Raw genomic sequence first — 11492 nt, 5'->3', positions numbered from 1 at the left:
TATTCCTGTCATGCCTGTGCCACATTCTGCAACTCTTCTTTTGCCAACTGTCACACTGCTTTACTATTCATGCAGGAGGTCTAATAAACACTCCAGATTAAAAGGCGTAACCAGATCGCGTAACTTGATCGGAGGATATAAACCCTCTAACGAACAGCAGCAGGCTAGTGGCGATCATCCCCAGAAACATCAACCTACGGTTTACCCCCAGTCTGCGGAGCGGACGACGAAATGGTACCATAGCCGAGTACTCCTGATATTGAAGCAGAATACTGGAGATTTTACAGCATCTAAAGTATAATGCATCAAAAAAAGCAAATTAATGCGATGCCTGTGTTATCGCATTAAATATCTTTGGCAACCGGAATTCGTCCCTGCTGTGCAGCAAAGAAACAGGGGATCGTTGCGATCTTTGCCCTCAAGATAGATAACCGAACATTGAGTTCCCACACTTCCCACCCCCACGACCGATGAGCGTCAGAGGTGCATCTATGTTACTAAAATTAGCATTTCCCAATACCACTCCATCGGAGCAAAACTTAGCTATTTTTGAAACGTGAGGAAATTACCGAATACACCTATGGTTTTGAAGTTATATTGAGAAATTTTTGTTGTGTAGGTGCTGAAAACAAAAAAGTTTTGTTGCTCCGTTGAATTGGCGATTAATTCTTTGATGCTGTTATTTTGAAAAGCAAGTCCTGTAGCTAACCCAGATCTACAGGTATTGCTTGTAATTTTACTAACTTCTTCCCATAATAAACCCCGTGGTAGTTTCGGTTCTTGACAAATAGACGTTTGAATTTCAGTGATCAGTCTTTTACCAGCGTAATCTACGTAAGTATCTTTTTTAGGATTGGTAATTAACATTGCACTAGCAATAGTTACTAATAGAAGCGCACTTTTATTTAAACGGCTTTGCAAAATAGTCTTCATAGTGTTGTTTAAAGTAGTACTTCGAGAAGTGGTTGATTATTGGACTGTGACTACAACAGTTTTTCTATCTATTTCTGAAAATTTTTGGAGAAATTTTTAGGTAATTAAGTCAATATTTATAAACTAAAAAAACAAAAAAATAGATTTCCGACTTCTTAGAGAAGTCGGAAATCTAACAATAATACAAGTACAAAAAGAGATATTTTTATAGCAATTACTACTTGTTTATATTTATCTACAACCGACAATCAACCATGTGAAGGATGGATTCTGACCAAAAGTCTGACTAGTTAGTAAATAGTTAATGCTGTTTAAAACAAAAGCTAGAAACATGGAAAAAAAACAACTAGGAAACACGGATGTCTATGTTAGTGGTATTGGTTTAGGAGGGATGCCAATGTCATTGAGCGGTCGTCCATCAGAAACTGATTCTATCAATGTTATTCATCGTGCTTTAGATTTGGGGATCACTTTCATTGACACCGCTGATTCTTATTGTAAAGACGAATCTGACAAACACCACAATGAGCGACTAATTCACAAAGCATTGCAAACTTACAATGGAGATGTGAGCAATGTAGTTGTGGCAACCAAGGGCGGTTTGATGCGCCCGCAAGGCAGCTGGACACGTAATGGAAATCCAAAACACTTACGGGAAACTATTCGTGTCAGTTTTGAGGCTTTGGGCGGAAATAAACCAATTGATGTTTGGCAGTATCATGCACCCGCTCCCGACTATACAATCGAGGAATCTCTGGCACCAGCCAAAGAAGCAGTGGCTGCTGGAATTATTAAATTTGTGGGAGTTTCTAACTTTTCTGTAGAACAAATTCAACGGGCGCGAGATATCATTGACATTGTCTCGGTGCAAAATCAATACAATCCTTGGCATCGTCAGCCGGAATTTGATGGTGTATTAGAGTACTGTGAAAAAGAAGGTTTAACCTTTTTGCCTTGGAGTCCCTTTGGTGGAAGTCGCCGCCACGAGAACTTGCAAGATATTCCTGCGATCGCAAAGCTAGCCAAGGAAAAAAATGTATCGGTTTATTGCATTGTACTAGCGTGGTTGCATGCCAAATCAACTTGTATTTTGCCCATTCCTGGTGCTAGCAAGATTTCCAGCATTGAAGATTCAGTACACGCTCTTGAAGTAAAATTATCTCATGATCAAGTGCAAAGAATTGATCGAGAAACGGCATCATGATCCGGTAAAATAACAAGTCTGCGATTAAACAGGATGCTTGCTGACGGGAGACGCACTTATGGCTCGGATGTATTACGACACAGATGCAAATTTAGACCTTTTAGCCGGAAAAACAGTTGCCATCATCGGTTATGGTTCCCAAGGTCATGCCCACGCTCTTAATCTTAAGGATAGTGGCGTGAACGTGATTGTCGGATTATATCCGGGTAGTAAGTCAGCGGCTAAAGCGGAGGCAGCAGGCTTAACTGTAAAGAGTGTGGCAGATGCGGCCAAAGCAGCTGACTTAATTATGATTTTGTTACCTGATGAGGTACAAAAAGCTGTTTATAAAAATGAAATTGAACCTAATTTAGAAGAAGGAAATATCTTAGCTTTTGCTCACGGGTTCAATATTCATTTCGGGCAAGTCGTGCCACCTCCTTTCGTTGACGTGATTATGGTAGCACCGAAAGGGCCAGGACATTTAGTACGACGGACTTACGAACAAGGACAAGGGGTACCTTGCTTGTTTGCGGTATATCAAAATGCTTCTGGGCAAGCACGCGATCACGCCATGGCGTATGCTAAAGGTATCGGTGGTACCCGTGCAGGCGTTCTTGAAACTACCTTCCGTGAAGAAACTGAAACTGACTTGTTTGGCGAACAAGCTGTGTTGTGCGGCGGGTTGAGTGCTTTAATCAAAGCTGGATTTGAAACTTTAGTCGAAGCAGGTTATCAGCCAGAGTTGGCTTACTTTGAATGTCTCCACGAAGTCAAATTGATTGTTGACTTAATTGTGGAAGGTGGACTCGCCAAAATGCGTGATAGTATTTCCAATACTGCGGAATACGGCGATTATACCCGTGGCCCCAGGGTAGTGAATGAGCAAACTAAAGCAGAAATGAAGAAGATTCTGCAAGAAATTCAAACTGGGCAATTTGCACGGGAATTTGTCTTAGAAAACCAAGCTGGTAAACCTGGATTTACTGCTATGCGTCGTAAAGAAGCCGAACACTCCGTTGAGGAAATTGGCAAAGATTTACGCGCTATGTTTAGTTGGATGAAAAACGATTAGGGGCTAAGGACTAGGAAAAGGACACGGGGAGAAGGAGACACCCAGACGCGGGGAATGTTTTTGATAGTTTCTCCCCCTCCCCACTCTCCCCCTCCTCTTCACTAGCTCCTATTGATGTAATAACCCAACTAAATGAGTGAGTTCTGGCAGAATCAGTTTTTCCATTGCCAGTCGTACGGCGTTGCTGGAACCAGGTAGGGAAAATATTAATTTGCTTTGATAAACACCAGCTACAGCACGAGATGCGATCGCCCGCGAACCTATTTCTTGATAGCTTAAAAAGCGAAATAATTCTCCGAATCCAGGCAAAGTTTTTTCCAGTAATTTTTCTATGGCATCGTAGGTAGTATCTCTAGGTGCAATGCCCGTACCGCCATTGAAAATTACAGTATCCAAATTAGAATTTTTACCCAGCACTTCTAACTGCTCTTGAATCTGGGCTGGTTCATCTTTGATAATCGTGTAAGCTCCAATTGTGTGGCTAGCATCACTAAGTAACTGCTGAATTAACTGACCACTTTTATCATTTTCTTTTGAGCGTGTATCGCTGATGGTAACAATAGCACAAGCGACTGTGATTATTGCTTGGTTAGGGTGTGGCTGATGCATCATCATCTTTTAAATATGGGGATAAAAATATAGAAATATAGGGAGAGATTTCTCCCCCTACTCCCCACTGTCATCTTAAACAGTGATAGCAGTTTATTAAGCTTTATTAAATCCCAAGCCATTTTCTTCTGCATACCGCTGCATAAACCGCATAAAGCGCTCCCATTCTTCTGGAGATTTCATTACATAAACAGCTTCTAATGCTTCTGGTTTACCGTTGACAAATCTGCCTTTGACTTCGCGGGTAACTAGTTCGCCTTCTTCATCAATCAAATACATCCCAGTGATTTCGTCGGTACTGCCGTTGCTTAATGCTTTGGGATTTTGAAAAACGAACGTCGCTGTACCACTATTGCCAGTCCGCGATCGCGTTAAACGCACTTCTGGAATCACTTCCTCGTCGATACCTTTAGAAAACTGAATTGTTGCCATGATGAGTGAATTTAAAGTTTTGTGATGGTCAAACTAATATTCTCTCATTAATTTAGTACTAAGTAGTATTAAGCAGTCTTGATGCAGCTAGAATTTTTGTCTACGTAATAATAATTAGTTAGCTTCTTTTTCAAGTAACAAAGTTACAGGGCCATCGTTTTCGATAGAAACTTGCATCATGGCTCCAAATTTACCAGTTTCTACCCTTAAACCACTTTCGCGTAACTTGGCAACAAAACTGTTATATAAATCTTCGGCTGTTTGGGGAGCGGCTGAACGGTCGAAAGAAGGACGGCGACCTTTGCGACAATCACCGTAAAGAGTAAACTGACTTATTACTAACAACTCGCCGTCAATTTCTTGTACAGATTTTTGCCAGCGATCTCCACCTTCGCGATCGGGAAATAGCCGCAATTCTAAGCATTTACGTACCATCCAATCAAGTTCGGCATCACCATCAGTTTCGGCAATGCCCACAAGTAAATTTAATCCTCGTCCAATTTTGCCGACAATTTCACCATCAACAGTAACTTGAGATGATTTAACTCGCTGGATGATAACGCGCATATCGATTGTAAATTTTAGATTTTAGATTGTGGATTTTTATCTTTTGATAAAATCCCCTCATGTTCGATAATATTTGTAAATTTCTTGCCGAAAACTTCTCCAGCGACTTTGCCAGTTGGCTATTGGGAGAACCAATAACTTTCACTGAATTAAGTCCCTCGGAACTATCTCTTGAGCCGATTCGCGCTGATGCGCTGATATTACTTCAATCAGATGAAGTTGTACTTCACCTCGAATTCCAAACCCAGCCCAAAGCGGAAATTCCTTTTCGCATGGCAGATTATCGGTTGCGCGTGTATCGCCGTTTTCCTCAAAAACGAATGTCTCAAGCAGTAATTTATCTACAACAAACCTCTTCTGAACTGGTGCAACAAGATACATTTATTTTAGAGAGAACTCGTCATGAATTTGATATATTTCGGTTATGGGAGCAACCAACAAATGTATTCTTACAGTATCAGGGATTGTTGCCATTTGCAGTATTAAGTAATACCAGTGACCGTGCTGAGACATTACGACAGGTTGCTCAAGAAATATCTAAAATAAGCGACCAAAGAACACAAAGTAATGTTGCAGCATCAGCATTCATTCTGGCTGGGCTAGTATTAGAGAAAAACATTGTTAAACAGTTGCTGCGAGAAGAGCTTATGCAGGAGTCAGTGACTTATCAAGCTATCAAAGACGAAGGTCGAACTGAAGGTATTCGACGTGTGGCTATCAATCTGCTGAGAGAGGGAATGTCAGTAGAAATGGTAGCAAGAGTAACCGGATTAACGGTGGAACAGGTGCAACAGTTAGAAATTTCAGCAGGTGAAAACCAAGGAGAGTGATAAAAAAGTCAAAAGGAGCCAGTGCGTTGCGGGGTTTTCCCCGTTGTAGCAACTGGCGTTCAAAAGTCAAACAAATCAAAATGATGGACTAATGACCAATGACTAATGACTAATGACTATTTCCCAAAGCCTTTGCCACGAGATTTAGAAGGTAAACACACGCAGTTTTCTAGTTGTTCTCGTAACTGCTCGTGATCTAGATTTTGCCCAATTAGCACCAATTGATTTTTTTTCTCGCCTTTCCACTCTTCATCATCTAGAGTAAAACGCTTGCCGCATAGGTGGAAAATGTGGCGTTTGGGACTCTCTTCAAACCACATAATTCCTTTTGCTCTAAAAACAGTATCAGGGAGTTGATTATCTAAGAAATACTGGAACTTTCTGATCGCAAAAGGTTGGTCACTTTCAAAAGATAATGAGGTAAAGCCGTCATTTTCCAAATGGTGGGAATGATGGTGATGGTCATGGTCGTGATGATGATCATGACTAAATTCTGAGTGGTCGTGATCGTGATGCTCATGATCGTGATCGTGATGCTCATGCTCATGAGCTTCCTCAGCATCAAAATACTTGTCTGACTCAAACAAACCGACGCTGAGAATTAAGGGAAGCGGCACTTGCGATCGCTTGGTGTGGATAATTCTCGCTCCTTCTTTGATTTCCCGTATTTTGGTTTCTAGTGATTGTAATTCTTCCTCAGAAACTAAATCTGTCTTATTTAAAAGAATTACATCACCATAAGCTATTTGACTGTAAGCTGCTTGAGAATTAAATAAATCCAAGCTGTAATTTGCCGCATCTACAACGGTAATAATCGAATCTAGACGGGTTAAATCGCGCAATTCTGTACCCAAAAATGTCAAGGCAACTGGTAGCGGATCGGCGAGTCCAGTTGTTTCTACTACCAGATAATCGAGATTTTCTTGACGTTCTAAAACTTTGTAAACGGCATCAACCAAATCATTATTAATGGTGCAGCAAATACAACCATTATTTAGCTCCACCATATTCTCTTCAGTGGAGATAATTAGCTCGTTATCGATGCCAATTTCACCAAATTCATTTACTAAAACAGCAGTTTTTAAACCTTGCTGGTTGCTGAGGATATGATTGAGTAAAGTAGTTTTTCCGCTACCGAGAAATCCAGTAATAATTGTGACTGGTAACCCTTGTTTAGGAGAATCCATTGAATGAGATTCGGGGGTAACTGCTTGCATAGCGCTGCTGTTAAAAAAGTCAAAATAGAAATGTAGCGCAGAGAGTCCAGAAAACTCTAGCATAGGGATACTGGACATACATCCTAGCTACTCTAATTTATTATTGCGTATATCATTCAGTATTACTGTGTTATGACCCTAACTGTTTACAATACTCTCACTCGTCGCCAAGAACCCTTTGAAACTGTCGAACCAGGAAAGGTAAAAATGTATTACTGCGGCGTGACGGTGTACGACTATTGCCATTTGGGTCATGCTAGAGCTTGTATTGTTTGGGACGTTGTGCGTCGCTACCTACAATTCATTGGCTATGACGTGCGTTTTGTCCAGAATTTTACCGACATTGATGACAAAATCCTTAATCGAGCCCGGCAAGAAGGCTCATCTATGGAAGCTGTCGCCGATCGCTTTATCAAAGCCTATTTTGAAGATATGCGGCAGTTGAAAATTAAAGACGCTGATGAGTATCCGCGTGCAACTCATACAATGAATGGCATTCAACGGCTCATTTACGATCTAGAAAACAGAGGTTACGCCTACCCTGCTGACGGTGATGTCTACTACGCTGTGCGGCAATTTCCTGAGTATGGCAAACTTTCCGGACGTAAATTAGAGGATTTGCAGGTTGGTGCAAGTGAGCGAGTCAATGTAGACGATCCAGATTATCAGAAGAAAAGAGAGCCGTTTGACTTTGCCTTGTGGAAAGCAGCAAAATTAGGAGAACCTTATTGGGAGTCACCTTGGGGTAAAGGACGTCCAGGATGGCATATTGAGTGTTCTGCAATGGTACGCGATCGCCTCGGTGAAACTATTGACATCCACGCTGGCGGTGCTGACTTAATTTTTCCCCACCATGAAAATGAAATTGCCCAATCTGAGGCAGTGACGGGTAAACCATTAGCTCACTACTGGCTGCACAACGGCATGGTGAAAGTTGATGGTGAGAAAATGTCTAAATCTTTGGGCAACTTTATCACCATTCGCGAATTACTGGAGCGAGGGGTAGATCCAATGGCATTGCGATTGTTTGTGTTGATGGCACATTATCGTAAACCGATTGATTTTACCGATGAAGCGATCGCTGCTGCTACCAACGGTTGGCAAACCCTCAAAGAAGGTTTGCTTTTTGGTTACAAACATGGGAAGGAACTAGGGTGGGAAGAGGACACGGAGAATGAAAAGGACGCGGGGACACGGGGAGGTGGGGACACGGAGAATGTAAATAAAAGTTTCTCCGCGTCTGGTGCTCTCCGCGTCACCGCGTCTTCAGAGACGTCCCCGCATCTCATGCTCTCCACGTCACACATAGAGCGTTTCCAAGATGCCGTGAATGATGACTTTAATTTCCCTGGTGGGTTAGCTGTGTTATTTGAATTAGCTAAAGAACTGCGACGGGAGGGAAATCTTTTGGTACACGAAGGAAAAACCGAAACACCACCAGAGGAGTTATTTAAACAATGGCAAACTCTACTCACTTTGGCGGGAGTTTTAGGTTTAGAAGCTCAAATCGAGGAGGAAAAACCAAATACTGATGGTTTAACTGACACAGAAATTGAAGCCCTCATCCAAAAACGTCAGGAAGCGAGAAAAGCGAAGAATTTTGCTGAAGGCGATCGCATCCGTAATGAACTGCAAGCTAAAGGTATTACCTTAATTGACAAACCCCAAGGTACGGAATGGCACCGAAATTGAAGGATGAAGGATGAATTAATAAAATAATTTCTCCTTCTGTCACCTGTGCCCTGTCCCCTACCTCCTATCCCTGTCCCTTGTCCCCTATACTTCTTATGTCCGAAAAGCGTCAGGCGATATCTTTACTGAATCTCCTGTTGATTATCGCCACTTTCTTTTTGGTTGTTCTGTTGTGGCAATTACGGAGTTTGCTGCTGACATTAATGATTGCAGTAGTGCTGGCAGCAGCGATCGCCCCCATAGTTGATACTGCAGAAAGATTACGCCTGCCACGGTGGCTAGGTGTAATTTTGGCTTACATAGGTTTAATTGCTAGCTTAGTTGGGCTAGGTTTAATTATTGGCCCCTCTGTGTTCGATCAAATTCAAAAATTGGGCAGTAGACTGCCAGTCTATTTAGAAAATTTGCGGACAACTTTGGAAAATTTAGCCGTACGAATAGGAATTTATCAGATAGAGTCAATCGAGCAATTCTTCGATATTCAAGCACTTACCAATTGGTTAATTCGTTCTAGCCAGCAGTTGTTAGTGCGTTCTTTTGGATTGACTCGCGGTATTGTTGGTGGTGTTGTAAATTTGATTTTAGCTTTGGTCATTTCCGCTTACATGGTTGCTGGTAGCGAAAATTTGATTAAAGGATTGGTAGCATTGTTTCCCAAACCCTGGGATGAGCGCCTCGCTGCCCAAGTTGTACCCATTTCTCGCCGGATGGGAGGTTATATTCAAGGTCGAGTTTTGGTGTCGGCTATTTTAGCCTTTGCCATTACGCTAGGTCTGGAAATTTTAGGACTTTCAGAGTTTGCCTTAGCATTAGGAGTAATTGCTGGTTTTACGAATTTGATACCATTTGTTGGCCCCATTATAGGAGCGATCCCAGCTTTAATAGTTGCAATTCCTCAAGGAGGGTTAACTTTCCTTTGGGTGCTGCTGTTGTTTGTAATTATCCAAAATTTAGAAAGTTACGTACTCGATCCTTTGCTGGTAGGTTCTTCAGTACGAGTTCATCCGTTGTATCAACTCTTAGCAGTATTAGGAGGAACGCAAGTTTTAGGAATTATTGGTGCTGTAATTGTCCCACCTTGGATAGCTGGTTTAGCAGTTTTGTTAGAGAATCTTTATTTACGTCCAAAATTATTAGCAGAACAAACAGATAATTTCTCAGAAGCTGTTATCTGCTCAGATCAGCAACCAGTTTCGGATGGAGCATCTAAATTATCTGGGAAATAGGTTGTTCGCCGTAAGCAACAAATTAAAGAAACACTTTTGTTGTCTTTCCTTCTGCCTACCTACCCTACCCTGCAGGAAGGGCTACTCTGCGAGAAGACGCTAGCTAACGCAACGCCTGACGGCGAACGACGCGCTGACTCACCACCGCAGTGGCTCCTCTGCCTTGTGTTTCTTAAGAGATATAAAGTTAAGAAAAGGTTATTGATTGACAAATTTAATCGATTTTCACTTATCCTTACTAAAATTTTAAGAAGATATGTGGTCTGAACTAACAAAAGCGATCGCCAATATCAAAATTCCCGCAGATTGGATTGGGATCAGAGTAGTAAAAGAAACTTCTTCTCACCATTATTTCCGTGATGCCTTACCACAAAGTAATGGCAAATCTTCCACATCAGGAGCAATGCTGGAAGTAATGGTAAATGGCTGCATTGGCTATGCCGCTACCAATCATCTAGAACTTGCGAGCTTGCAAGCTGCTGCCGAAAAAGCTTATAAACAAGCACAAGCAGCAAGCCAGTGGTGGATACATCCGTTCCAAGTCGCAACCGAGCGTCCTAAGGTTGTTGGTGAATATATTTCCCCATTTCTTCAATCATTGGATGCTCTGAGTGCTGCGCAAATCAATGATTTGCTGGTACGTACCTGCCATACTCTAAAAGTTTCCGAACAAATAGTCCAAACTACAGCCAGTGCTACCACTACCGATAGGGAAACTTGGTTCGCGAGTAGTAATGGCTCTGAGGTGTATCAAAATTTTATATCCTTACGTCAGCATTATGGAGCGATCGCCCAAGAAGGAGCGATCGTACAGCACCGCACTAACAATGGTTGGGAAGCTAACTGTTACCAAGGTGGCATGGAGCTATTCAAACAAGAAGATATATGGCAAAGAGTTCAGCACATTGGCGAACAGGCAGTCGAACTTTTAACGGCTCAGGAATGCCCAACTACACGCACGAATCTGGTATTAGCCCCGGATCAAATGATGTTGCAAATTCATGAAAGTGTTGGACATCCTCTAGAAATTGACAGAATTCTAGGAGATGAGCGCAACTATGCTGGAGGTAGCTTTGTTAACAAAAGTGATTTCGGCGTTTTGGTATATGGTTCTCCCTTGATGAACATTACCTTTGACCCTACCGTATCCGGAGAATTTGCCAGCTATGGCTTTGATGATACTGGTGCTGTGGCAACACGGGAGTATTTAATCAAGGAAGGTGTGTTGCTGCGAGGTTTGGGCAGTTTGGAAAGTCAAAAACGAGCCGGGATACCAGGGGTAGCTTGTGCGCGTGCCTGCTCTTGGAATCGACCTGCTATTGACCGGATGGCAAACTTGAATTTAGAACCAGGAAAAGCCTCCTTTGAAGAAATTATCGCTGGCATAGAACACGGTGTTTACATGGAGTCTAACCGTTCTTGGTCGATAGACGATCGCCGCTATAAATTTCAATTTGGTTGTGAGTATGCAAAATTGATTGAAAACGGTAAGCTCACCAAAACACTCCGCAATCCCAACTATCGAGCCACAACTCCAGAGTTTTGGCACAGCTTAATTAAAGTTGGTAACTCCTCGACTTGGGAAATGTACGGCACTCCTTACTGTGGTAAAGGTGAACCAAATCAAGCTATTTGGGTAGGACATGGTTCACCCGTTTGTGTGTTTGCTAATGTCGAAGTATTTGGCGGCGGAACTTGAAGAGGACAAGGGGACAAGGAGACACGGAG

At 42.2% G+C, this 11492-nt stretch carries 13 protein-coding genes; 6 read left to right on the top strand and 7 right to left on the bottom strand.

Going from position 1 to position 11492, the window contains the following annotated elements; genetic code table 11:
• Window positions 1-97 precede the first annotated feature (97 nt).
• The 3 genes from U2718_RS23120 to U2718_RS23110 form a co-directional block, all read right to left on the bottom strand.
• Window positions 98-241 (bottom strand): hypothetical protein, encoded by a 144-nt coding sequence (locus U2718_RS23120; protein WP_411813354.1) that lies wholly within the window; start codon window positions 239-241, stop codon window positions 98-100.
• Window positions 242-336: 95 nt separating this feature from the next.
• Window positions 337-459: a hypothetical protein gene (locus U2718_RS23115; protein WP_411813353.1), complete on the bottom strand. Its 123-nt coding sequence runs from the start codon at window positions 457-459 to the stop codon at window positions 337-339.
• Between the two features lie 84 nt (window positions 460-543).
• A complete protein-coding gene (locus U2718_RS23110; RefSeq protein WP_342002521.1) occupies window positions 544-933 on the bottom strand; it encodes a DUF4359 domain-containing protein in 390 nt (129 codons plus the stop codon).
• 331 nt (window positions 934-1264) lie between these two features.
• Here U2718_RS23110 and U2718_RS23105 point away from each other — a divergent pair, with 331 nt between their 5' ends.
• Both U2718_RS23105 and ilvC read left to right on the top strand, forming a co-directional pair.
• Entirely contained in the window at window positions 1265-2137 is an 873-nt protein-coding gene (locus U2718_RS23105) for an aldo/keto reductase (RefSeq protein ID WP_342002519.1), read from the top strand.
• Between the two features lie 58 nt (window positions 2138-2195).
• Window positions 2196-3191 carry a ketol-acid reductoisomerase gene (ilvC, locus tag U2718_RS23100; RefSeq protein WP_342002518.1) on the top strand — a complete coding sequence of 332 codons (996 nt, stop codon included), beginning with the start codon at window positions 2196-2198 and terminating at the stop codon, window positions 3189-3191.
• 108 nt (window positions 3192-3299) lie between these two features.
• Here ilvC and U2718_RS23095 read toward each other — a convergent pair whose 3' ends face one another.
• The 3 genes from U2718_RS23095 to dtd all read right to left on the bottom strand — a co-directional run bounded on the left by U2718_RS23095 (window position 3300) and on the right by dtd (window position 4799).
• Window positions 3300-3803, bottom strand: coding sequence for a molybdenum cofactor biosynthesis protein B (locus U2718_RS23095; protein ID WP_342002517.1), 504 nt, complete (start codon window positions 3801-3803; stop codon window positions 3300-3302).
• 93 nt (window positions 3804-3896) lie between these two features.
• Entirely contained in the window at window positions 3897-4232 is a 336-nt protein-coding gene (psb28, locus tag U2718_RS23090; RefSeq protein ID WP_342002516.1) for a photosystem II reaction center protein Psb28, read from the bottom strand.
• Window positions 4233-4346: 114 nt separating this feature from the next.
• Window positions 4347-4799 carry a D-aminoacyl-tRNA deacylase gene (gene dtd / locus U2718_RS23085; RefSeq protein WP_342002515.1) on the bottom strand — a complete coding sequence of 151 codons (453 nt, stop codon included), beginning with the start codon at window positions 4797-4799 and terminating at the stop codon, window positions 4347-4349.
• 59 nt (window positions 4800-4858) lie between these two features.
• On the opposite strand from dtd, the gene U2718_RS23080 reads away from it, so the two are divergent.
• A complete protein-coding gene (locus U2718_RS23080) occupies window positions 4859-5629 on the top strand; it encodes an Rpn family recombination-promoting nuclease/putative transposase (RefSeq protein WP_276752881.1) in 771 nt (256 codons plus the stop codon).
• 116 nt (window positions 5630-5745) lie between these two features.
• Here U2718_RS23080 and U2718_RS23075 read toward each other — a convergent pair whose 3' ends face one another.
• Window positions 5746-6846, bottom strand: a complete 1101-nt coding sequence (locus U2718_RS23075) for a GTP-binding protein (RefSeq protein WP_342002514.1) — start codon at window positions 6844-6846, stop codon at window positions 5746-5748.
• A 132-nt stretch (window positions 6847-6978) separates the two neighbouring features.
• Between U2718_RS23075 and cysS the strand changes: the two genes are divergently transcribed.
• The 3 genes from cysS to U2718_RS23060 all read left to right on the top strand — a co-directional run bounded on the left by cysS (window position 6979) and on the right by U2718_RS23060 (window position 11463).
• Window positions 6979-8538 carry a cysteine--tRNA ligase gene (gene cysS, locus U2718_RS23070; RefSeq protein WP_342002513.1) on the top strand — a complete coding sequence of 520 codons (1560 nt, stop codon included), beginning with the start codon at window positions 6979-6981 and terminating at the stop codon, window positions 8536-8538.
• Between the two features lie 95 nt (window positions 8539-8633).
• Window positions 8634-9764: an AI-2E family transporter gene (locus tag U2718_RS23065; RefSeq protein ID WP_342002512.1), complete on the top strand. Its 1131-nt coding sequence runs from the start codon at window positions 8634-8636 to the stop codon at window positions 9762-9764.
• A gap of 256 nt (window positions 9765-10020) precedes the next feature.
• A complete protein-coding gene (locus tag U2718_RS23060) occupies window positions 10021-11463 on the top strand; it encodes a TldD/PmbA family protein (RefSeq protein WP_342002511.1) in 1443 nt (480 codons plus the stop codon).
• The last annotated feature ends 29 nt before the right edge of the window (window positions 11464-11492 follow it).

This window comes from Chlorogloeopsis sp. ULAP02 (assembly GCF_038404745.2).
Classification (GTDB): Bacteria; Cyanobacteriota; Cyanobacteriia; order Cyanobacteriales; family Nostocaceae; genus Chlorogloeopsis.
The sequence above is the reverse complement of the archived record's forward strand: the minus strand, read 5'-3'. Positions and strand labels throughout refer to the sequence as shown.